At 54.9% G+C, this 23,053-nt stretch carries 20 protein-coding genes and 1 pseudogene; 10 read left to right on the forward strand and 11 right to left on the reverse strand.

What is annotated here, in order from left to right; genetic code table 11:
* Positions 1 to 82 precede the first annotated feature (82 nt).
* From PHQ58_RS17410 to PHQ58_RS17440, 7 genes are all read right to left on the reverse strand, one after another.
* Positions 83 to 439, reverse strand: coding sequence for a type II toxin-antitoxin system RelE/ParE family toxin (locus PHQ58_RS17410; RefSeq protein WP_300113337.1), 357 nt, complete (start codon positions 437 to 439; stop codon positions 83 to 85).
* Positions 436 to 831, reverse strand: a complete 396-nt coding sequence (locus PHQ58_RS17415; protein ID WP_300113340.1) for a type II toxin-antitoxin system ParD family antitoxin — start codon at positions 829 to 831, stop codon at positions 436 to 438. Before PHQ58_RS17415 ends, PHQ58_RS17410 begins: the two co-directional genes overlap by 4 nt.
* Before the next feature lie 269 nt (positions 832 to 1,100).
* Entirely contained in the window at positions 1,101 to 1,949 is an 849-nt protein-coding gene (locus PHQ58_RS17420) for a peptidylprolyl isomerase (RefSeq protein WP_300113343.1), read from the reverse strand.
* 19 nt (positions 1,950 to 1,968) lie between these two features.
* A complete protein-coding gene (locus tag PHQ58_RS17425) occupies positions 1,969 to 2,196 on the reverse strand; it encodes a hypothetical protein (RefSeq protein ID WP_300113346.1) in 228 nt (75 codons plus the stop codon).
* Position 2,197: 1 nt separating this feature from the next.
* Positions 2,198 to 2,425 (reverse strand): hypothetical protein, encoded by a 228-nt coding sequence (locus tag PHQ58_RS17430; protein ID WP_367187342.1) that lies wholly within the window; start codon positions 2,423 to 2,425, stop codon positions 2,198 to 2,200.
* 568 nt (positions 2,426 to 2,993) lie between these two features.
* The gene (locus PHQ58_RS17435; protein ID WP_300113350.1) at positions 2,994 to 3,359 is read right to left on the reverse strand and encodes a hypothetical protein; all 366 of its coding nucleotides are present in this window, start codon (positions 3,357 to 3,359) and stop codon (positions 2,994 to 2,996) included.
* Positions 3,360 to 3,387: 28 nt separating this feature from the next.
* Entirely contained in the window at positions 3,388 to 3,579 is a 192-nt protein-coding gene (locus PHQ58_RS17440) for a DUF6447 family protein (protein WP_300113353.1), read from the reverse strand.
* Between the two features lie 204 nt (positions 3,580 to 3,783).
* On the opposite strand from PHQ58_RS17440, the gene PHQ58_RS17445 reads away from it, so the two are divergent.
* Both PHQ58_RS17445 and PHQ58_RS17450 read left to right on the forward strand, forming a co-directional pair.
* Positions 3,784 to 4,494, forward strand: coding sequence for a helix-turn-helix domain-containing protein (locus tag PHQ58_RS17445; protein ID WP_300113356.1), 711 nt, complete (start codon positions 3,784 to 3,786; stop codon positions 4,492 to 4,494).
* 30 nt (positions 4,495 to 4,524) lie between these two features.
* Positions 4,525 to 4,896, forward strand: coding sequence for an integrase core domain-containing protein (locus PHQ58_RS17450; protein ID WP_300113359.1), 372 nt, complete (start codon positions 4,525 to 4,527; stop codon positions 4,894 to 4,896).
* Between the two features lie 270 nt (positions 4,897 to 5,166).
* Here the strand turns inward: PHQ58_RS17450 and PHQ58_RS17455 are convergent, their stop codons facing one another.
* The 4 genes and pseudogenes from PHQ58_RS17455 to PHQ58_RS17465 form a co-directional block, all read right to left on the reverse strand.
* Entirely contained in the window at positions 5,167 to 6,702 is a 1,536-nt protein-coding gene (locus PHQ58_RS17455; RefSeq protein ID WP_300113362.1) for a class I SAM-dependent methyltransferase, read from the reverse strand.
* Positions 6,703 to 6,878: 176 nt separating this feature from the next.
* On the reverse strand, positions 6,879 to 9,920 hold the full coding sequence (locus PHQ58_RS17460) for a hypothetical protein (RefSeq protein ID WP_300113365.1): 3,042 nt from the start codon (positions 9,918 to 9,920) through the stop codon (positions 6,879 to 6,881).
* A 108-nt stretch (positions 9,921 to 10,028) separates the two neighbouring features.
* Positions 10,029 to 10,310, reverse strand: a pseudogene (locus PHQ58_RS23680) (DUF4214 domain-containing protein); the annotation flags it as partial.
* Positions 10,311 to 10,479: 169 nt separating this feature from the next.
* Positions 10,480 to 11,760 (reverse strand): FecR family protein, encoded by a 1,281-nt coding sequence (locus tag PHQ58_RS17465; RefSeq protein ID WP_300113368.1) that lies wholly within the window; start codon positions 11,758 to 11,760, stop codon positions 10,480 to 10,482.
* On the opposite strand from PHQ58_RS17465, the gene PHQ58_RS17470 reads away from it, so the two are divergent.
* The 8 genes from PHQ58_RS17470 (at position 11,759) to PHQ58_RS17505 (ending at position 23,039) form a co-directional block, all read left to right on the forward strand.
* On the forward strand, positions 11,759 to 13,042 hold the full coding sequence (locus PHQ58_RS17470; RefSeq protein ID WP_300113371.1) for a tetratricopeptide repeat protein: 1,284 nt from the start codon (positions 11,759 to 11,761) through the stop codon (positions 13,040 to 13,042). The two genes, PHQ58_RS17465 and PHQ58_RS17470, sit on opposite strands and share 2 nt — an antisense overlap.
* Before the next feature lie 31 nt (positions 13,043 to 13,073).
* A complete protein-coding gene (locus PHQ58_RS17475; RefSeq protein WP_300113457.1) occupies positions 13,074 to 13,868 on the forward strand; it encodes an ABC transporter permease in 795 nt (264 codons plus the stop codon).
* Positions 13,868 to 15,103: an ABC transporter ATP-binding protein gene (locus tag PHQ58_RS17480; RefSeq protein WP_300113374.1), complete on the forward strand. Its 1,236-nt coding sequence runs from the start codon at positions 13,868 to 13,870 to the stop codon at positions 15,101 to 15,103. Before PHQ58_RS17475 ends, PHQ58_RS17480 begins: the two co-directional genes overlap by 1 nt.
* A complete protein-coding gene (locus tag PHQ58_RS17485; protein WP_300113377.1) occupies positions 15,100 to 19,692 on the forward strand; it encodes an FkbM family methyltransferase in 4,593 nt (1,530 codons plus the stop codon). The genes PHQ58_RS17480 and PHQ58_RS17485 overlap by 4 nt, the downstream gene beginning before the upstream one ends.
* Positions 19,693 to 19,701: 9 nt before the next feature.
* Positions 19,702 to 20,475: a Crp/Fnr family transcriptional regulator gene (locus tag PHQ58_RS17490; protein ID WP_300113380.1), complete on the forward strand. Its 774-nt coding sequence runs from the start codon at positions 19,702 to 19,704 to the stop codon at positions 20,473 to 20,475.
* Entirely contained in the window at positions 20,465 to 20,758 is a 294-nt protein-coding gene (locus PHQ58_RS17495; protein WP_300113383.1) for a hypothetical protein, read from the forward strand. The genes PHQ58_RS17490 and PHQ58_RS17495 overlap by 11 nt, the downstream gene beginning before the upstream one ends.
* Positions 20,759 to 20,865: 107 nt before the next feature.
* Complete coding sequence (locus tag PHQ58_RS17500) at positions 20,866 to 21,918, forward strand: glycosyltransferase family 1 protein (protein ID WP_300113386.1); 1,053 nt, start codon at positions 20,866 to 20,868, stop codon at positions 21,916 to 21,918.
* Complete coding sequence (locus PHQ58_RS17505; protein ID WP_300113389.1) at positions 21,915 to 23,039, forward strand: glycosyltransferase; 1,125 nt, start codon at positions 21,915 to 21,917, stop codon at positions 23,037 to 23,039. The genes PHQ58_RS17500 and PHQ58_RS17505 overlap by 4 nt, the downstream gene beginning before the upstream one ends.
* The last annotated feature ends 14 nt before the right edge of the window (positions 23,040 to 23,053 follow it).

Consider the following 23,053-nt stretch of genomic DNA (forward strand, 5'->3'; position numbering starts at 1 on the left):
CTCGTCTTGAGCTGGGTGTGCCCCAAGACCTTTGCCAGTCTTACGCCCGTGTCCTTTGCATTGGCATTGAGCAGCCACGATGCTAGTGGAAATCGCCTGCAGGAAGATGCCGTTGCAGATCCATACTATCGTGCAAAATCCGCAGCACATCGATGACCTCGACCCCTTGTAGATGGCCGACCTGAAACATCAAAAAATGTCTCCCTTTGCGCCCCTTTCTGGCGACATGCAATGTGTACAAGCCAAGACCAATTTCGCTTCGTGTCTTGATACCCAAGATTTCAGGGCCAGCGCACAGATCTTCAATCGTTGCGGACAATGTTTCAGCATACGTATGGGCTTGGTCTAGCCCAAATTTATCGACCGTCCACTGCAAAATATCTTGGTAGTCTTCCTCGGCCGCAGACGCAAGACGTACATGCCAACTATTGGCGGTCACTTCGCACCAAGCACTTTAGTGGCAGCGGATGCAAGGTGCCGCTTCAGTTCGTCTGCGGAAGTAAAGCTGCTGTACGCCCCTGAATTGATGTCAGCAATACCAATACGTGCTGCTTCTTTCAATGCGGTCAATCGGTACTGATCCTCTGTTTCCCGATGCTCAATCAAACGCAACCCCTCACGCAGCACCTCACTTGCATTTTGATATCGACCCGAGGTCACCAGATTTTCAACAAAGTGAGCTTGATGTTCCGTTAGGACAACATTTTTTGTAGGCATAGCGGCCTTTCTATAAATTGAGGTATGGCACATTATGCCAATAACCCACCCCATCCAATGGCCATAAACGCGGCTTGCTTTGGCGGCACTGCGGTATCGGGAATGTTTGGCCATAGGGGAAACTCCTTCGGGTTGAGGAACGAGAAACGAAATATCGCTTTGGAAAGTACAGACGTAAAAAAGCCCCAGCAGGCAGAACCTGATGAGGCGACGAGGAGGGGAGTCGGGGACTAAAGCTACTTATTACATAGCTGCTTACGCTTTATTTGTATGCTCTAGAGGCTGATTAATATGTAAATAAGTTCAATTGAACTTCAACGTCTCACTGGCCTGTGCCTGTTTCAGAACTGACGGCAATGCCGCCTACAAGTCTTTGGAATACGTCACAGCGTCTGCACCGCCAAAGTGATGGTCACATCCGCCGTCGGAACATCGGCAAAGATACCAACCGTGCCAGTTGGCATTGCCGCAATGGCATCCACCACGTCCATGCCCTGCAACACCTTGCCAAAGACCGCATAGCCTGGATTGGAAGCGCTTTGGTAGTCCAACGACGGGTTGTCCACCAGGTTGACAAAGAACTCCGACGTGGCGGAGTCCGGCACACTGGTTCTGGCCATCGCCACCGTGCTTCGAGTATTCAACAAACCCTTGTTGGACTCCAATGCAATAGGCGCTACTTGCCCCGCCTTCTTGACCAGACCGGTGGTGTAGCCACCGCCCTGAACGACAAAGCCAGCAATCACCCGGTGGAACAAGGTGCTGGCGTAGTAGCCAGAGTTTACGTAGCTCAGGAAATTATTCACCGTGATGGGTGCCTTGGTGGGGTCGAGCTCCATCACCACATTGCCCTTTGACGTGATCACGGTGACCTGGGGTGACAAGACGTTGAGCGTGTCAGAAAAAAGCACTGCACCAATGGCAGACTTGATGGTTATAGGCAAGGGGCCGGTGGCCGTGACCTTGCAGGTGAGCGTGGCCAGGTCTGGTGTGCTGCTTGTGCTGTAACTGGGGTTGGTGCATGTGCCGGTGTCAGCAATCATGTCATTACGCATGAATTTACCCGCCACTGAAATATTGGCGGTCTGCCCATAGCGCAGGCTATTGGCCTTGATCTGGGTCACGATGGGCTCAAAGTTGTCGCCGCCACCACAGGCGCTTAACAAGGCAATAAGGCTGGTGGTTACAAAAGTTCTAAGCATCTGGATGGGCGAGAAGTGAAGTAAATTCAAACGGTATTTTCATTTGGCGCTATACCAGCAGCAACACGTTCAACCCAGCCATACCCACATCGGGCACGCCAACCACCTGGATGACGTCTTGTTCTCCCTCCGCATCACCGTGGTGCAGGTAAACGTCCGGCCCCAAAGGAATCCAGCCCATTGCGTCTGCTGCAAGTGCCTGCAACTCGGCCAAAGCTGTCACATCCAGTAGTACCAGGTCTGTATTGGCAAACGTCAAATAAGCAGGCAAGGTCATCTCAATTGAACTTGATGGTGTCGCTGGCCTGTGCCTGCTCCAGCACGGACGGCAAGGCGGCTTGCAGGGCTTTGGAATAAGCCATGCGGGCGGTTTGCAGCACAGCGGTATGGGCTTGCAGACGGGCTAGCTCGGCATCGACAAATTGCAGGCTAGTGAGTTGTGCACGGGCCTCGGGGGAGAGCGTGTCGAGGTCGTAGGGGTGGTTGTCTATGGTGATGGTGGGCATGGTGTGGTTGGCTGTGCAAAGATGATTTGATATGAATTAAATAGCTGTTTACGCAATTAACACAAGGGCTAGAGTCCATTTTCTTATAAATTTATCGGGCATTGGCACCGAACCTTCGTAGCCTCTGTCTGCTGCTTGGCCATTTTAGGTTCTCGCTGGTATATGCTCGCCGCCATTTATTATGGTTTGGATGGCGCAGCTTTGAACTTCATTTTTGGCACGTTGTTGGGCCTTGGGTAACTATGTCATCCGCAGCACCCTTCGTCGCCACGTCACCCATGTCTGCGGTTGCAGCTTGGGTCACAGAGACAGTTGTGCCGCCGGTAACAGCAATAGTGTCCAGTGCAACAGCACCTGTTTCACCAACAATTTTTGCGCCAGTTGAATTGACAACCACTGCGCCTGTTACGGGGGGCGTGCCACCGATAGTGAGCAAACCTGTGAAGTCAAGTAAAAAACCGATTTTTTCAACGAGTTACGGGTAGTTCCGGGGTGCTGTTTTTGCCTCACCTACCGCCAACCCAACTGCAAAAAGTATGCATTGCCCGATTTTGCAATAGGAGCGGGTTTAGCCTAAGTCGATGCCCTCCAATACCTCAAATGATGGCGTGTAGCCGGGTTGATCGAAGCGGATGCCGGTCCACTTATTGGCCAAGATATCAAAGCCGATCTGCGCATTGATGATGGCGATACTGTCGCCCGGTTGCACGATCAGAAAATAGCCCAGCACATCTGGGTCGTAGGAACAGTCTTCACTGAGGGGCAGCAATGGTCTTGTGCACCAGTGTTCGCAGTCCAGAATCAGCAAAGAGGGCAGCATCGGCAGGATCGCGAATGATTTGCATAGTGCTCCTTTGGGCGAAAAAAAGCCCACGACCCTTTCGGGAAGCAGGCACAGTGGATGGAGGTTGGATTTGCTACAGATTTTGGGCAAGCACTCCCAGCTAGTCGTCGCTTAGCCGTTACAGACCTAGCAACAGCGGGATACCAAAGGCGATCAGCAGAAAGACCAGAAAACTTGCCAGGACTGCGCTTTGGGCTTGTAGGCGGGCTAACTCGGCATCGACGAATTGCAGGCTGGTGAGTTGGGCACGGGCCTCGGGGGAGAGGGTATCGAGGTCGTAGGCTTGGTTGTCTATGGTGATTTGAGGCATGGTGGAGGTAGTTTCGTAAAAATAGATTGATATGAAATGAATAGCTACTCACGCAATATCTGTTTGGGCTAGAGGTCTTTTTATTGTAAATTTGACCTGTCGTAAGAATTGATCAAAGCCGTATTTCACAGATAAGTCTGTGATTTAAAAGTGCGGGCTGGTTTATGCTCGCCGCCATTTTTTAGTGAATTGGATGGCTCGGCTTTGAACTTTATATTTGGCACGTTGATGGGCCTGATTGTTGGCATCTTTATCGGCACGGTCCACACCCGCAACGCACGGCGTTACTGGCAATGGCGGCTGGCACGCAAGCTGCAACTTATTGCGGTACGCAACGAGATGAAAGGCTACCGGCACAAACGCAAGCGCCCCATGCTCAAGCGCTGGCAAAAGTTTCTGCTGGGCTGGCTGCATAGCATCTCCCCAACATTGACCCGGTACAACAATTTCAGGCCAGAGACGCTGGTTGGCTGGCACCGGCGCTTTGTCAAACGCTGGTGGTTGATGTTGGTCGTGGCGGGTAAACGACGTGTTGCGGGGCGACCCAGGATTGACCCCACGGTAGAGAAAATCATCATCGACATCAAGGCAGAAAATCCCAGCTATGGCACTAAACGCATCAGCTTCATGGTGACACAGCAACTGGGCATGGCGGTATCGCAGACGACCGTGCGTAATATTTTGAAACGCCAGCAGCGCCAACCAAGCAAACCAGCAGCACCCAAGGGCCAGCGCTGGAAAGATTTTCTCAAAAATCACCGCCACGTCATGGCATCGATGGACTTCAAGGTCACCTTTGACTGGCGGGCAAGGCCGCTGTATATTTTCAACGTCATCGACCATCACCGCAGAGAGCTTGTGGTGTGCCGTGCCACCTACAACCCCAGCAGCGACTGGGTGGCGCAACAAATCTGAGATGCCTACCCTTTTGACGAGGCCCCGAAAATGATGTTGATGGACCACGACAGTATTTTCATTCCGGTAATGAAGAAGACGCTGCCCAACATGGGCATCAAGGTCGTGCGAACCAGCATTGGCTGTCCTTGGTTGAACGGGGTGGTGGAGCGGTTTAACCGGACGCTGACTGAGGAGCTGCTAGATCACGTCATCCCCCGGAGCGCACTGCACGTCAACCAACTGCTCAGACAGTACCAGGCCTTTTACAACACAGCCAGACCTCACCGGGCCAATGACGGGCAGTCGCCGATTCAAGAGGTAAATGCAGCCAACGACGTAACTTTTACGCCGGGTACGCTGCGGGTTGAGGCCATACCCTGGTTGGGCGGGCTGCACCACAGTTACCGCAGGGCAGCGTAAACCAATTTCCTTGTGCTGGAGTTCGGGACATCGGCAACAACCGCCGAGGGGCGGTCACGCCTGAGTGGTGAAAAACGCCATTTCGGCAACACTGGCACCAACGATTTCTCAACCGTTCTTCAACGAAATGAACTTGCTGCAGCTGAAATCTGGCACCGCAACCGCCCCAAGTCACCAAAAAATGACTGGAAAATCGTCAGTTGGAATTAGTGCGCCTTCCAGTGTCAATCGCCTGCTGACGGTCCTCTGCGCCTGATTCGACAGACGACTTCACGCGATCTGCAACGCCTTCAGAATCGGCAGCTGCTTGGTCATAAAGGCTGTGGCTTGAACTGTCAGTTCGGCGATGTTGTCTTCAGGTGTCTCCAGCGTCTTGCCGCTCTTGACAATTTTTTGCCCTTGCGCGGCAAGGTTTTGCCAGACGAACGACGCCCACTCAGCAGGCTGCTTCTTGCCTTGGCTGATTGCCAGCAGGAACAATTGCTGAAAGCGATTGACGGTGAAGCCACCGCCGGTGACGGGGCTTGCCAGATAGCTGATGTCGGCGCTACCCCGCGCTTTGTCAATCAAGTGGACGTTCAGCTTGTCGGTGTGCTTCTTGGCTTTGGGTATCAGCGCCTCGTCCTGCACCGCAGCCAGATGACCGGCGCCAGTAAGAATCATCGCAGCTTGCGTCACTTGAGCGAAGGTCACACCTTTGTCTTTCACCGCTTGCTCAATTTGGCCCAAGGTCTTGGGCTTGTGGTCGGCCAAAACGTCAAGAATGGGGTTGTAGACCGGCTCCTGCATCGTCGCCTCACCAATGGCACCCGTGACCTTGAGGGACACGTCAGAACGGGCTTGCACCAGAACGACTTTCTGGGCGCGAAAGGCTTCTGTCTGTTCCAGTGTATTCAGCGTACGTAGCCCCTTGACCCAGTAGTCCCTGCGAAACTGCTGGTTGACCATGAAGTCGCGCACCGTTTGGCGGAACATGGCGTCGGGAATTTCTTTCAAAAAATCCTGCTGTTCTGCCGTGAGGTTCACGCCGTCGATGTGGTCAAGGTAATGGGCAGAACAGGCGTAGTTGATCTTGGCTGGGGTCAGCCATTGCGCCATGCTGGCAAACGACATCGGCAGCCAGTCACGGTTGAAATACTCATGGGCGAGGTAGTTGCGATCCTGGCCTTTGATGCCCTTCAGCCGCTCGATCGCCCAAGGGTTGGCTTTGGCGTAGGTCGGGTTGGTGGCGAACAGCTTGTCGGCAAACGCCAGCGCGCCATCAATGCGTGAAACGATGCCCTGACCAGCCACGCCCATAACCTCGGAGTGTTCGGTCAGCAAATCACGCATTGGCACAATGGGTGCCCATCCGGGCTGGGTGTTGTAACTGATGTAGAGCACACCACCGACCTTGAGCTTGCGCCGGATGAAATCCACGATCACGGCGCGATTCTCGTCACTGATCCAGCTCCAGATACCGTGCAGGCCAATGCTGTCAAACTCAGGCAAATCTGTGCGGGTGCAAAAGTCAGCAAAGGCTTCGTCCGTCAAATGGGCGTTGGATCCAGACACTGCGGCCAAAGACTGAGCAAAGGCGGCTTGGGTCGGGTTGAAGTCGGTGGCGTGCCAAGCGCCGCCTGACGCTGCTGCATGGATGTTGGTGCTCAGGCCTTGACCGTAGCCAAGTTCACAGTGAGTACCGTTTTCGGGAGGCACAAGCCCGGCGTTCAGGAAGGCAAGACGCGCTCGCAGTGGATTGAGTTCGGGGTAATAGCCAAAGGTGTAGCCAATGTCGGCCACATAGCCGGCGGTCCAGTCAGTCATGCGTTGTCCTTTTGTATTGCATCTGGGGTTTTTTCTGAGTACACCTTGCAAGGTGTACTCAGAAAAAACCCCACTGCCTTGTGAGCAGCGGGGTCTTGATTATTTACTCTCAATAGATTGAGAGGCAGGGGATTTTCCGACGCATCGGATGCCCCCGCTGCAGTCTATTGCAACTGTTAGCTCAACACAGCTACCGCACCAACCACAGTACCGAAATCGGCGATTGTGTGCAGACCAACCAGCTTGATGACGCCGTCTGTGCCTGCTGTAAATGCTGTATCAGCACCTTCGTTAGAGATCACATAAGTGTCAGTGCCGTACTGGAATGACAGCGCTTGGTGTGCCGCAGTGGACATACCGAAGGCAGCTGTAATCGCAGCAGTCAGGCTGGCGGTTGCTGTAATGGTGTTTTGCTGTGCAGCAGAAATAGTGAGCACAGTAGCATCTGTTGCGTCTGTAAATACAAGCACGTCACCAATGGCTGCCCCAGTGATCGTGGCGCTGATACCTGTGGCTTGTGTGCCAGTATCAGAGACCAAAATCTTGTTGAAGACAGTGGCTGTGTTGGTGTGTGCACCCAAAGTCACATTTGCAGCAAAGGTGGCGTTATTTGCGCCAGCGTTGACATCAATCAGGTTACCGCCAGAGCCAACAGTAACGTTCACTACACCAGCCGTGCTGTTGTCAGTAATGACGTTGTTGCCATTGCCCAGTGTGATTGTGTCTGTTGCAAGCGCTGCTGCACCTGTCAGGGTGATGTTCACATGGGCATTGTCGGTAGCGCCGCTAACGGTAACGCCGGTGGTTGCACCAATGGCTGTTGCAGGTGTAAGGCTGTTTGCACCCAGCGCCACATTGCCGGTGAGGGTAATGGTTTGCAGTGTTCCGCCGACATCACCAATAACGCCAACTGTTGCACTGCCTGTGCCTGTGTTAGCGATGGTCAATACCTTACCTGTCAGACCAGCCAAGGTTGTCACTTCCGATGCATTGGTACCGGTAAATGTCAGCGTGCCCAAGTTTGCATCAGTCAACGTTGTGATGGTTACGCCAGCAGCACCAGTTGCAGTGTTGTTGATGGTGAACCCGGTTGCTTGGGTCGTTGCTTGGTTCAGGCCAGTAATCGTCAAGCCTGCGTTACCGCTGACATTCAGTGTTGACAGACCGTTGTCAGTCAAAGCTGTAATCGTGTGAGCTGTATTGAAGGTGCTGCCGTTGCTGACAACATTCAATGTACCCAAACCGACGTCATTGGCATCTTTCAATGTCAGTGCAGCAGTGATGAAGCCGGCCTTGTTAGCTGCCGTACCGAGCGTCAGGCTCAGAGCGTCAGCGGTGCCATTGGCATCTGCCACTTGATAAGTAATTGCAGCCGCTTGTGCTGCGTCAATAGCCAGCGCGGAACCCGCCGTCACTTTTGTGAAAGATGTCACACCGGCAAGAGCACCGAATACTTCGATTGATTTCAAGCCTGTTGGCAGTGTTGACAGATCAAATACACCTTGCGATGCAGTGCTCGTGCCCAGAACTTCAAACCCAGTTACCTTGGTCGTTGTGAGTTTATCTACGGTAGCGTTGAAAGTAGCCGCCGTGTTGTTCAGAACGATGATGTCTGTCGTGCCAGAACCGCCAGTGATGACCTTCTTGGAGTCAGCAGCGATCGTGATGACGTCTTGACCGGTCGAACCAACAAAGGTTTGAGTTGCTGCATCCAAAGTTGCAGTAATCTTGCCGCTGGAGGTGGTCGTGAAGCTTGCCAAAGTAGCGCCAAGAGCCGACACATCACTGTTGAAACCAGCTGCACCAGAAACTGCGATTTTAGTCAACGAAGCGTTTGGCGTTGTGAGCGTCAGAACATTCGAGCCAGCCACATTCAGGGTGGTCAGACCGGTGTCTGCAAACGCCTTTAATGTTGAATCTTTGGTCGCAGTCGTCACGTTCAACGTCTTGATTTCGTTGTTGGCGTCGGTGATGGTGTTATCAGTACCAAGGCTGACCGGCAAAGACAAGCCATTCAGTGTCAGATTCAACGTATCGGAAGCAAGCGCAGCAACCCGGGTCAACGTCAATGTGCCTGCCGTGCCAGTCAGTGACAGGTCGGTCAGGGCATTGCTGGTGATTGAGGAAGCAGCACCGTAGTTGGACAAAGATACTGTCTTAATAGAACCAACGGCAGTCGTGGTGCTATCAGCAATTGTGACCTTGCCGTCAACAACACCGGCAAGTGCAGCAACAGCAGCGGCACCAGCACCAGTCACAGCAGTCACGCCATTCAAACCAGGAGCGGCAGTGACACCAGTCACAGCAGCAGCGAATGGAATTGCAACGACGGCATCGGTAGCAGTTGCAGCAGCAGTCTGGTTGACGGTCACCGTTGTGGTGGCAGCGGTACCTGTAACACCAATTAAACCACCAGTTACAGTGCTCGCATTCGTCGCAGCTGCTGTGGCTGATTCATTCAAATTGGCATTGATGGTAACGACTGTGCCACCCTTAACATTGATGGCGTCAGCAGTTTTTGGACCTGTTTGAGACGCGAGCATATTTGCGGTAACGTCAAGCGTTCCAGCTACTGCGGTCGTAGTGCCAACGTTGATCGTTCCGGCAGCAGTCACGCCGTTAGCCGTGACAGCAACGTTCGAGCCGCCTTGAACGGAGATCGTTGAAGCAGCAGCAGCAGCGTCAGTCAGGGTCACGGCAGTTGTTGCAGCCGCAGTGAGTGCACCAGCAGCAGAACCACCGAATTCTGTAGCAGTCAACTTGGTCAAGCCAGCCCAACCTGATGCATCGCCAGTCAATGTACCAGCAGCGACAATGTTTGCCGTCTGGATGTTCTTGACGGTTGCGCTGGCTGGGAGAGCAAGCGCTGCTGTTGTGTCAGTCACATTCAGGGTGTTAACACCTGCACCACCGTCGATTGAATCGAGTGCTGTCAGAGTAGCTACTGTTGTACCAGCCGCATTCACGAAAGGAGCTGCGTTGAATGTGTCATTACCAGCGCCGCCTGTGAAGGCTGCACCTTGGTCCACACCTGCAGTGAGCATGAAGGTTTGACCGCCGACACCTGCATTTGCATCAGCGCCAATCGCCACAACCGAAGCCACGCTAGCGGTTAGGGCTGCGGGTGCAATGGCCGTTGCCAAAGATGCATCGGTCGTGATGGTGGAAAGCCAGACCTTGGCTGCAGCGTTGGCAGTTGCGCCAGAGTAGGCGAGCACTTCGGCGGCTGTGTCGAGTTGAGCGGTGAACGCAGTGGCGGCCGTCACGCGGTTAGCCAAGGCAGTTACGTCGGTGAGTTGGGCGCCAGCACCCAGTGCCAAGGCCAAGTTGGCAAGCGTCACAGTGCCTGCGTCCAAAGCCAGTGTCCAGTAGTTCAGGCCATCCAAATCAGCAGCGCGGCCAAACAGGTTGTGATAAACCAAATCCACTTTGGCGCCATTAGACAGCGCGGTAAATGCAGCGGTGTACTCTGGTTGCTGTGCGAACGTGGCGTACAAATTGCTCAGTGAGCCTGTGTATGTACCCCAGTAGTTCAGGCCAGCAACATCAGCTGGGCGGTTAAAAAATGTGACATACGCTTGTTGAATTTGCGCGGTGGTTAAAGCCATTTGGATATCCTCTCAAGATTAAAAATTGGATTGAAAGCACACTGCAGTAGATGCTTTTAACCCTTGGTAGCACTAAGCCGTGGTGATTATGTGAAGGTTAAGTGGCTTAAATGTGTGATGTGCGTCACATAAATTCACATTCGTGGTGATCTAACAACGTGATGACGGGCTATTTCATCCAATAGGTGACGCCACTGGCACTCTGGGTGTCATCAAGGCGGCTTTGAAACAGGTAGCCTGCCTGCAGGCCAGACGCGTTAGACAGTGCGCCTTGCACCAGCATGTTGTTGTTGCCGAGGTGTTGGTTGGTGTTGCCAAAGCTGCCGTCTGGGGCCACATAGCCTTCGGCGTGACGGTTCAGGCGCATGCCAGGCGCGACCAGATCAAAGCTGGTGGCAAAGTGGTTGTTTCTAAAGTCCAGTGCCAGGCTTGCGTTCTCCAAGCTGGCCAATACGCCCTGGCCGGTGTTCAGGTTCATCACCTGGGCTTGTGAGGCTTGCAGCGTAAAAGTTGCACCGGCTTCTTGGGGTTGCTGCCAGCTTGCGGTGGGGCTGCGCAGCAAGGCAAAGTAGCTGTTTAGTGCCACCAGCTTGCCGCTGGCCATGGCCTGTGGCAGGTCGAAGTCTGCGCCTTGGTTGGCCAAGGCTTGCCACCGGCCCCATGTAAAACTGGGGGGTATTGCCGCAGGCGTTTGTGGCTCGGGTGCGACGCCAATCACAGGAAGCGGGTTGGTTTTCAAAGGTGTCAAATTGACTTCTGCTGGACTGATGCTGATTGCGGCCACAGGCTCGTCTTTGCGCGGTGGGGCGGCGCTATCTGGGGCCAATGTGGCGTCACGCAGGCGCTGGGGCGCGGCCATGCCACGCAATACCTGCAAAATTTGGCCGGTTTGCTCTGCAAACAGTTCTTGCACATAAGCGTTGTCACAGGGACCAGCGCCAGCAGCGTTGCAGCCCTCGCCGAACGAGCTGACTACCACGCCGCCTGACATGACGGCCACCCGGGTGGCTTGGTCGGTGGTGAACACGGTGAAGTCTGTGCCACGCACGCCTATGGCGGCCAGTGGCGTGTTTAACCGGAAGTTTTGCCGCGCCTCTTTAACGGCCTGGCCCGATATGCTGCGCAGCACGCCTGATTGCAGCTCTATCTTGAAGCGGTTGTTGCCTGGCTCGGCCGCGTCAACGTGGTAGGCCGGTATGCTTGCGGTGGTGTTGGGGCGCAAGATGAAAAAGCCGTTGTCCAGCGTTTTGATATACAGGTAGCCGTCAGCCCCGGTGGTCAGGGTGCTGCCCTCTTGCACGGGGTCGCCGGCTTTGGCGGGTTGGCCAGCTTGCAGCGCATGCCCCATGCTTTGCACAATTTTTCCTACCTCGGCACTCTGGGCTGGCGGCGTAGCGCCTAGCAATATGACAATCAGGGTCTGACAAAAAATGGCGGTTTTGAACTTCATGCGTTTTATTTTAGGATTGTTACGGGTTTTTGTACAAGCCAGATGGTGGGCGCGCGCGTGCCGGGTGCTGGGTGCCGGCGTGTTGTGTGCCAGCGGCGCCGTGTGTGCCAACGGGCTTTATGAGCAGGCGCTTGATGCCATAGCCATGGGCGACACGGTTACCGCGGCGGCGCTGCTGGAGCAATTAACGCAGCAGCAGCCAAATCATGCTGGGGCCTGGCTTGACATGGCCATGTTGTACTGCGGTGCCGGCTACACGGCGCAGGCGCTGGCTTTGTTTGATGCCATAGAAGCCCGTTTTGCACCGCCGCCTGGCATTGTGGAGCTGATGGCATGGCAGCGTGCCAAGGGTTGTCGGGGTGGTGCAACCCATGACAGCGCCCGGTCTGCCATGGGTTGGGGTGCCCAGCTGGGCCGGGGCTATGAGTCCAATGTAAATCAGGGTGTGCGCGATTTAAATGTGACGCTCAATGGCGCTGCAGGGCCTCTGTATTTGCAGTTGACACCCGACTATGCGCCCAGGGGCGATGGTTTTACGGCTTTGGGCCTGGATGCCAGTTGGCCGGTGGGCCAGCTTGGCACCAGCACCTGGGTGCAATGGCAGGGGCAGCTGTTTGACAAGCAGCGCAGTTTTGATGTTGGCGCTTGGCAGCTGGGGGTGACGCAGCCTTGGCATAGCCAGGGTTGGCGCGGGCAGTTGCAGGCCAGTGCCAGTTGGCTTGATCTGGGGGGCGCGCGGTATCAGCAGGCGACAGGTGTGCGTGCTTCGGTGGGGCCTGTGGCGGGCTTGCCACCAGGTTGGCAGGGTGATGTGTCGATGGGTTGGCGAGACATTCAATACAAGACTGTGTCGGGTTTTGATGCGCGCTGGCTGGATGTGCGGACTGCAGTGGGCTACACCGCTACAAATTGGGCGCTGCAGGGCAGCGCGGGCTGGCAGCGCGACACAGCTTTGGCAGTACGCCCTGGCGGCGACCGCATGGGTTGGTCTGCCGATGTGTTGGCGCGTTGGGTGCTGCAATGGGGTGGTGTGGCTGAGCTGGGTGGCACGGTACAAAACTGGCTTGACAATAGCCCCTATGCAGCCGGGCTGATTGACCAGCAGCGCGTGCAGCGCAGCAGCAGCTTGCGCGCCGCGCTGGTATGGCCGGCGGGGCCGCAAGGCCAGTGGGTTCTTGAGGGGCGGCAAGTGCGTAGCATTGACAACATAGCGCTGTTTGGCTATGACGCACTGTCGCTGCAGTTGGGCTATCAATGGCGCTTTGGCAGGCGCGAACCGTAAAGGAGTTTTAAGTGCAGGACGAGGTTTTCAGGTGCTAGCCATGGCGCGGGCGCTGTGGGCGTTCAGGGGGTTTGTGTTGACGTCGGTGCAGCGTGAGTTTGCTGCCCGTTATCAAAACTCGATGTTGGGCATGGCGTGGATGGTGATTCACCCACTGTCGATGATTGTGGTTTACACGGTGATTTTTTCGCAACTGATGCGGTCTCGTTTGCCGGGCGTGGACAGCACGTTTGGCTACAGTGTGTATTTGTGTGCCGGGTTGTTGACCTGGGGCTTGTTTGCCGAGGTGGTGACGCGGGCGCAAACGGTGTTCATTGACAACGCCAATTTGCTCAAAAAGCTGAGTTTTCCCAGACTGTGCCTGCCGCTGATTGTGGTACTGAGTGCTGTGCTGAATTTTCTGGTGGTGTTTGCATTGTTTGTGGTTTTTTTGCTGCTCACGGGTAATTTTCCTGGCTGGGTGGTGCTGGCGTTTTTGCCGGTGCTGGCCATTCAGCTGGCCTTTTCGGTGGGGCTGGGTATGACGCTGGGGGTGTTCAATGTGTTTTTCAGGGATGTGGGGCAGGTGGCCACGATCGTGATGCAGTTTTGGTTTTGGTTGACGCCCATTGTTTATACAAAAAGTGTGCTGCCTGAGGGCGTGCAGGCCGGGCTGGCGTGGAACCCGATGGCGGTGGTGATTGACGCTTATCAGCAAATTTTTGTCTGGCACACCTTGCCGGCTTGGCGGGGTTTGGCCTGGGTGAGTGTGCTGGCCGTGCTTTTATGTCTGGCGGGGTGGCGAATGTTTCGTCGCCATGCCGGCGCCATGGTGGATGAACTGTGATGGACGCTATTTGTATCAAAGACCTTGGCAAGGCCTACCGGCAATACCCCACGCGCTGGGCGCGCTTGCTTGAGTGGCTGCCCGGGCAGCACCGACCCCGCCACACGCTGCGCTGGGTGCTGCATGAGGTGTCGTTTACGGTCAAGGCGGGTGAGGCGGTGGGAATTGTGGGCATGAATGGTGCGGGTAAAAGCACTTTGCTCAAGTTAATCACCGGCACCAGCCAGGCCACCACGGGCAGTGTGCAGGTGGTGGGACGCATTGCGGCGCTGCTGGAGCTTGGCATGGGGTTTCACCCCGACTTTAGTGGGCGCCAAAATGCCCTGACAGCGGGGCAGTTGCTTGGCATTAGCGCGCAAGACATGCACGATTTGATGCCGCAAATTGAGGCTTTTGCCGAAATTGGCGACTACATGGACATGCCCGTACGGGTGTACTCCAGTGGCATGCAGATGCGGTTGGCCTTTAGTGTGGCCACGTGCGTTCGCCCAGAGGTGCTGATTGTGGATGAGGCGCTGTCGGTGGGTGATGCCTATTTTCAGCACAAGAGCTTTAACCGCATTCGCGAGTTTGGCAAGCTGGGCACCACGCTGCTGATCGTGAGCCACGACAGGGCAGCCATTCAATCCATTTGCAGCCGAGCCATTTTGCTGCGCGATGGGTCCGTGGCGCTGGACGGTGACCCCGAAACCGTGCTTGACTATTACAACGCGGCGCTGGCGCAGTCGGGCTTACAGCGCGACACCAGCGCGCTGGAGCAGCTTAAGCGGGCAGACGGTCGGGTGCAAACCGTGTCGGGCACCAAAGAGGCCGTGGTGGAGCGTGTGAGCCTGCTAAATGAGCAGGGCGAGCCAATTGAAATGCTGCGGGTGGGTCAGGCGGTGACGCTTCAGGTTGAGGTGCGGGTCAATGCTGACGTGCCCCGGTTGGTGTTGGGCTATGGCATCAAAAACCGGCTGGGTCAGGTTATGTATGGCACCAATACCTGGCACACCGGGCAGATCATAGAGGCCCCCAAAGCTGGCGACAGGTTTGTGTTTTCAATGCGTTTTGACGCGAATTTGGGGGTAGGGAGCTATTCAGTGCAAACGGCTTTGGTAGACAGTGATTCACACCTGACGGCCAATTACGAATGGCGTGATCTGGCCTTGGTGTTCAATGTGGTGAATGTGGACAAATGGGTGTTTGATGGCGCGGCGTGGTTGCAGCCGCAGATCAGCATTGAAACTTTATGACTTTTATTTCGTATTCTCAAAACCGCGAAGATGTGATGCTGTGGCGGGCCTTGAAGCATGTCACGCCTGGGTTTTATGTGGACGTTGGGGCCAATGACCCGTCTGACGACTCAGTGACGCGTGCTTTTTACGAGCGCGGTTGGTCGGGCATCAATGTTGAGCCGCTGGCCAGGCACATCAGGGCGCTGCAGCAGCAGCGTCCGCGCGATGTCAATCTTTGCGTCGCAGTGGGGGCCTCGGATGGCGATGTGGAGATTTTTGACACCGCGGTGCGCGGCTGGGCCACGGCCAATGCAGAGGTGGCCCAGGTGCATCGGGCTCAAGGGGTAGCGGTAACGGCCAGCCGTGTGCCGTTGCGCCGGCTTGATGGCATATTTGCCGAGTTTGTGGCTGCATCACCTGTGCATTTCTTGAAAATTGATGTTGAGGGGTTTGAAGCAGCGGTATTGCAGGGCATGGACTTTGCCCGCTGGCGCCCCTGGCTGGTGGTGGTAGAGGCCACGGTGCCCAATTCGCAAGTGCTTGACGACCATTGGGAGCCACTGCTGACACAAGCGGCTTACGACTGCGTTTATTTTGACGGTCTGAATAAGTATTACCTCGCGCATGAGCACCCCGAACTGAAAGCCGCTTTTGCTGTGCCCCCCAATGTGTTTGATGACTATATTGCAGCCGAGCAGGTGCGGCTGCAACAACTGGCTGACGAGGCGAAGCTAACGCAGCAGGCCGCGCAGGCCGAAGCGCAGTTAACGCAGCAAGCGTTGCAGGCGGCGCAAGCGCAAGCACTGGCCGACAAACTGCGGTGGCAACACGAGTTGGGTGGTGTAAAAACAGCGCTTGCAGCACAACAGGAAAAAGCCGGCGTGCTGGCTGGGCAGGTGGCCGCTTTGCAGGCGCAGCTGGCCGCGGTGTATGCCAGCACATCATGGCGCGTGACACGCCCATTGCGAGCTGCTTCCAGGCGACTCTTACAGTTGCGTGGGCATGCAAGCCCAGCAACGGTTACCGATTTAAATAATAAGGACAATAAGCCCGTAGCCCTTTTGGATAAAGAGCAAGGCGCTATGAATTTTGTTTATTGGAGTTCGGTAGCACTGCGTAATTCTGCCGTTGCATTTGCACCAGAACTCGATGGCACTGAAGCGGCTGGCTTGCCAACCGATACCGCTTGGCGGCTGGTGGGGCATGTTGAGGGGCATTACAGTTTGGCAATGGTCAACCGGGGGCTTGCTTTGGGGTTGGCCGCGATGGCACCAGAGCGGGTGCAAATGGTGGCCTACCATGGACAGGCTTATACGGCGGGCAACGACATGCCTGCGCCCGAGCAGAAGCGCATAGCCCGGCTGTTGGCCCATGTCACGCCGGCAAATGCGCCAGTGGTGTCGATCGTGCACCACTTTCCACTGATCACCGACGCAGCACCCGCGGCTTGCCGCTTGGTGATGTTCTTCTGGGAAGAGTCTGTTGTGCCGGCAGACATGGTGGCCCATATCAACACGCATTTTGATGGTGTGCTGGTGGCCAGCTTGTTTGTCAGGCAGTGCCTGCGCAACTCAGGCTGTACCTTGCCAGTGTTTTTGGTGCCCATGGGGCTGCCGCACTTTGCCAGCGTTGCTGATTTGGCGCCACAGGTGAACTGCCCAGCTTCAGGGCAAAACTTCAGGTTTTTGCATGTGTCGTCAGCCTTTGCACGCAAGGGCATTGATGTGCTGCTAGAGGCTTTTTTTGCGCGCTTCACCGGTGCGGATGCGGTAGAGCTTTACATCAAGTCATTCGCTAATCCGCACAATAACTTGGCTGAGCTGGTTGCACAATTTGCGGATAAGTTCCCAGACGGACCCCGCGTGATTCTGGATCACGACGAGCTGGATGCGCAGCAAATGCAAGCGCTTTATGCCAGCGCGCATGCAATGGTGCTGCCCAGCCGGGGCGAGGGCTTCAACATGCCGGCTGCTGAGGCTTTGGCCATGGGTTTGCCTTTGGTGGTGACTGGTTTTGGGGGCCAGGCTGACTTTGCCAATGTGCAAAACGCCTACATGGTGCCGTATTCGTTTGCTTTGTCAGGAAGCCATTTGCATACCGAGGGCTCTTTTTGGATCGAGCCTGACCGTGAGTCGTTGGTGCAGTTGCTGGGCATGGTGCGCGACGACGTTCTGGCTCAATCTGCAAGGCTGCAACAGCAACGTTTGGCCGGGGCCCAGTGGGTTCGCCAGCAGTGCACCTGGGCCAATGCGGCGCTTGCCACGCAGAATGCGGCAACGGCGTTGTTGACGGGGGCTGTACTTAAGCCAGCAGCGCGGTCGGTTCGTACGGCGCTGCTTAGCCCTTGGCATACGTCGTGCGGCATTGCAGAGCATGCGCATGCGTTATTCAAGGCGTGGCCACAGGACGCCGCCCTGACCGTTTTTTGTGACATGCGTACACCCGCCGACGCTTCGCAAGCAATTTACGCCCCCCACTGGACACTGAATGACTGTGACTCTGTGGTGGCCACTTTAGAGACCATTGCCGCTGGAAACTTTGAGGTTTTGGTGGTGCAGCATCAGCAGAGCCTGTTTTTGCTGACTGATGAGGTTTGTGCTGCGTTGGCGCAAGTACAAGCCAGCGGCTGTGTGGTGGTGCTTGAGCTGCATTCAACGCTGCCGCTGGTGCGTGAGCGACGCATCAGTCAATTGGCCATCCAGCATGTGCAGACTTTGGCGCGAGTGTTGGTGCACAAGCTTGATGATGTGAACTATTTGTTGGGGCTTGGCTTGGTCGACAACGTGATGTGTTTGCCGCTAGGTGTCACACTGGCTCAGTCAGATGTACCGAAGAAATCTGTCAGGCAAGGACTGGGGCTGATGCCCGATGATCTTGTGCTGGGTTGTTTTGGCTTTTTGTTGCCGCACAAAGGTATGGACCGAGTGATTGGTAGCATGCCCGGTTTGGCGCATGCCACTGGTAAAACGGTGAAGTTGCTGGCCATCACGGCGGCCCTTGATGAGCGTAGCCAGCAGACCTTGGCCGAGTGCCAAACCCTTGCGCAGTCGCTCGGCGTGGCGCAAGACATCATCTGGGTGACTGAATTTTTGCCAATTGAAGACTGTTTGCGTCAGCTTAAAGCGGTTGATGTGATGGTGTACGCCTATGGGCCCACGCGTGAGAGCGCCAGCGCCGCAGTCACGGTGGGCCTTGCCACGGGCGTGCCAGTTCTGGTGAGCGATCAGCCTATCTTTTCAGATGTGAAGCATTGCAGCCATGTCGTGCAAAACATGACTGCGCAAGCCCTGGTGGATGCCGTGTGCTGGCTTCTGCAGCATCCACAAGAGTTGGAGGCCCAGGCGGCACGCCAGACGCAATGGTTGGCGCACCGCGATTGGGCCCGTATTGGCCAGCAATTTAGGGCCACGGTACTAGGTTTGTTGGCCGATCAGGCCGCAGCCCCGCTGGTCTGTCCTGTGCCATTGCCAAAGCAGCGTCAGCTTTTGGTGGATGTGTCTGAGTTGTATCACCGCAATGCCAAAACCGGCATTCAGCGCGTGGTGCTGAATATTTTGCGTGCTTGGCTGGCGCAGCCACCTGCCGGTTTTGTAGTCCGACCCGTTTTCTCTTTGGACGGCCAAGGTTTCAGATACACCCATAAATTTTTTGAAAGCCTGCAAGGTCAGCCCGATGCGCCGGACGAGCAGTTGGTTCAAGTGGCATGGGGGGATATTTTCTTGGGGCTGGACTTGAGCGCGCATCTTTTCCCGGCAGCAGAACAGACGCTGCATCAGCTGCGCTTACGCGGCGTGCGGGTGTGTTACGTGGTTTATGACATCATTCCGCTACTGCGGCCAGATTTTTCTGTGCCCGGCATGCAGCAGGCTTTCGCTAATTGGTTGCAGAGCCTGCGCAGGCAAGCTGACCGCCTGGTGTGTATCTCTGAGGCGGTGGCGCAGGATGTCAGGTTGTGGATGGGTGGGCATACCGAGGAAGGTGCTTTCCCTGATGTGCGTGCGTTCCATTTGGGCTCAGACCTGATGCAGGGGTTGGCCCCAGGGGCGCCTAGTGCAACCGCCGTAACTGTCATTGCGCGGCTAGCTTCCCAGCCTTCTTGCCTTATGGTGGGAACCCTGGAGCCGCGCAAGGGATATCGGCAGGTTTTGCAGGCTTTTGATTTGCTTTGGCGAAATGGCTCGCAGCTTGTGCTGGTGATTGTGGGCAAACCGGGCTGGATGATGGACGATTTTTGTGTTCAATTGCGTCAACACCCGCAAGCAGGTCTCCTGTTGCACTGGTTTGACGATGCTTCTGACGCAGTGCTGGAAAGTCTTTATGACAACTGCAGTTGTCTGCTTGCAGCCTCTGAAATGGAGGGGTTTGGTTTGCCCTTGATTGAGGCAGCGCGCCATAACTTGCCTATCGTTGCACGTGACATTCGCGTTTTCAGGGAGGTTGCAGAGGATCACGCTTTCTATTTTCAGGGGTCCGCGCCAGAAGATCTCTCACGGGCCTTGCTGACGTGGCTTTCCTTGCATCAGCAAGGTTTGGCCCCGGGCAGTCAAGCCATGCGCCGGTTGACCTGGCAGCAAAGTGCAGATCAATTGCTGCAGGCTATTTTGTAAAAGCGTGGTTTGAATAGTTACAAAACAATAAGGTCAGGGGGAAGTCGGGTGGGTAAGAATGTTCGTGCACCAGCCAAAGATTCGGTGGCAACAAATTTGCAACAATTGCAGCAATTGCCTTTGCTTCAAGGATTGAGCGAGTACGTGCTGGCACAGGTTGCAGCGCACACCCAAGTGCAAGTCATTTCGCGGGGGCATGTGGTGGTGCGCAAAGGGGACAAAGATGCGCAAATGCTGTTTGTTTTGCGTGGGCGTCTGCAGGTCATTGACCTGAGTGAAGACGGGCGCGAGGTCGGTTTGAATTTTTTGACCGCAGGTGAATATTTTGGCGAGTTGTCTGTGATTGACGGGTTGCCGAGATCTGCCACCGTAGTTGCCACTGAGAATTCGATGATTGCAGTTTTGCCGCGACCTTATGCCATGGACCTTATTTACAAAAATCCATCTGTCATTGAAGATTTGTTGAAAAAAATGGCACGCTCCATCAGGCGCGCATCTAGTTATCAGGGTATTTTGTCGATACCAAATGCGTTTCACAGGGTGTTTGCGTTGCTAAACCAGATGACTTGCGTTGCACCAGGAGGATTGGTTGTTATAGATAATATTCCGACGCAACATGAAATTTCTATTATGGTGAATACAAGCAGAGAAACAGTTTCACGCGCGATGAGATTCTTGATTGAAAAGGGTATTGTTGAAAAAGATTTGCGCAGATTGATTATTAGAAAACCTGTTGATCTCGATGGGATATATAAATCAGCAGAAGGTGGTAATGGGTATTGAAGTAAATATTGTATTGATTGCAAAGAAGTTAAGATTAAAGTTAAAAGAAGAAGACAAAGTAAAGCATATCACCTGGAGTTTTTGGATAACTGCTCTTGCAATGATTTTTTTATCGACTCAGGCGTCAGTTTTATTGGCATTCTTAATTGGTTTTGTAAAAGAAGGATGGGACCATTTTTTTGGTAGTGGATTTTGCTGGTTTGATATGCTTGGGAATGTTGTTGGTATTATTTTTGCACTTATTGGTTATCTGTTTATAACTTGGAGTTTTTCTTTTATATGAAGGTTTTAGTAAATGGTGTGCCGTTATTATCGCCATTGACTGGCATAGGCCAATATATTCGTCATTTGTTTGCCGCAATCGATCGCATGCAATTGGCCGAGGTATACATGCACTACGGATTGAGTATTGAAAAAGGTATTCATCTGCCAAGTGAGCGCACCGCGCAAACTTTGTCGCGCGTGAATGCCTTGGCACAACGTTTTGTGCCATATCCGCGGACGGCACGTCGCTTGGCTGAAAAAGCCATGTTTGCCTACCAGACCAAATTTGCTTTACGTGATGCGCTCTATCACGAACCAAACTATGTGCCCATGCCTTTTGATGGGCCATTGGTGCTGACCATTTGCGATATGTCATGCTTCGATCACCCTGAAACACACCCGCAAGAGCGCGTGCGCTTGATGCAGGGCGAAATGCCCAAGGCGCTTGAGCGTGCTGATCATATTTTGGTGATTTCAGAATCATCAGGGCGCGCTTTGCAGCGTTGGTTTGATGTGCCATCTGAAAAAATAACGACGACTTACCTGGCTGCAGATGCGCGATTTCGACCGTATGACCCAGTGGCTTTGGCCCAGCCACTAGCTGAGCTGAATTTGAGCGCGGGCGGTTACGTTTTGTGCGTGGGTACGCTTGAGCCGCGGAAAAATCTGACGACGTTGTTTGCTGCGTATGCCGGACTGCCTGCAGCACTGCGGCGTGAGTATCCCTTGGTCGTGGCGGGCATGAGTGGCTGGAATACCCAGGAGCTTATGGCGTCTGCGCAGGCACTGATAGAAAAAGGTGAGTTGCGTTTGCTGGGTTATGTACCCGACGCGCTCATACCGCCGTTGTATGCCGGTGCAGCCGCTTTTTGTTATCCGTCGCGTTACGAGGGTTTTGGTTTGCCTGCGTTGGAGGCCATGGCCTCTGGTGTACCGGTGCTGACCGCCAACCAAACCTCGTTGCCTGAGGTGGTAGGTGATGCGGGCTTGATGGTGGCGCCAGATGATGTGGAGGGCATGCGTGACAGTTTGCAGCGAATGTTGGAGGATCGTGTTTTCGCTCAAGCACTTAGCAAAAAGGGGCTGGAGCGTGCCAAGACTTTTAGTTGGGAGCGCTGTGCTCAGGAAACCGTAGGCGTGTACAACCAGGTGATGAGGGACCGAGGACGTGTGGTATGAGTAAACGCCGGGTCTTGCACCTGTACCGCACGTATTTTCCTGAAACCCAAGGCGGCTTGCAGGAGTCGATCCGGCAGTTGTGCCTGGCAACCACGCCGCTGGGTGTTGACAACGTGGTGTTTGCTTTGGCGCGAAACCCTGAGCCGGTCGAGATGACCTTGCCAGAGGGGCGCCTGGTGCGTGCGCGTTCCTGGTTCGAATTGGCTTCTTGCGACTTTGGTGCTTTGGCGGCGTTGCGGCGTTGCCGTGCCGAGGCTGACCAATGCGACATCATTCAAATTCATTTCCCTTGGCCTTTTGCCGACATGCTGCTGCCCTTTATTCGGCGGCGTGGACAACCCGTGGTGGTGACTTATGTGTCAGACATTGTTCGGCAGAACCAATCTGGGTTAGGGCAGCTCTACGCGCCGCTTCGCCGCTATTTGTTAGGCGCCGCGACTAAGGTGGTGGCTTCGTCGCCTAACTACGCTCAAAGTAGCACGGTGTTGCGCGATTACCAGCACAAGCTCATGTGTATTCCGCACTGCCTGGTAGATGCGCAACCCGTCGACGCTTCGCTTTGTGACCGCTGGCAGGCGCAGTTGGGCCGCAATTTCTTTTTGTTTGTAGGCGTGTTGCGCTATTACAAGGGGCTGGACTTTTTGTTGCAAGCAGCCCAACAGGTGAGCACGCCGATAGTTATCGTGGGTGACGGGCCTGAAGGCCCGCGCTTGCGCAGCTTGGCCAAGGCACTTGGGTTGACGCACGTGCATTTTCTGGGGGCCTTGGATGACGCCGACAAAAATGCGTTGATGGCCTTGTGCCGGGCGGTGGTGTTCCCTTCGCACTTGCGCTCTGAAGCCTTTGGCATCACCTTGCTTGAGGGCGCTCGCCAGGGCAAGCCCCTGATTTGTTGCGAAATCAGTACAGGCACCACCTGGGTCAATCGGCACAACGAGACCGGCTTGGTGGTGCCGCCAGCTAATGCCGATGCTTTGGCTAACGCCATGAACCATTTAGCTGCAGATGATGCGTTGTGCCAGCGCCTGGGTGCAGGTGCTCGCCAGCGCTGGGAGCAGCACTTCAGGCCAGAAGTGGTTGGCGCGGCGTACCGTCAGCTTTATGACGATTTATTGGCTTAAGGCTTGAAGATACT

The organism is Rhodoferax sp. (assembly GCF_028688795.1).
Classification (GTDB): domain Bacteria; phylum Pseudomonadota; class Gammaproteobacteria; order Burkholderiales; family Burkholderiaceae_C; genus Rhodoferax.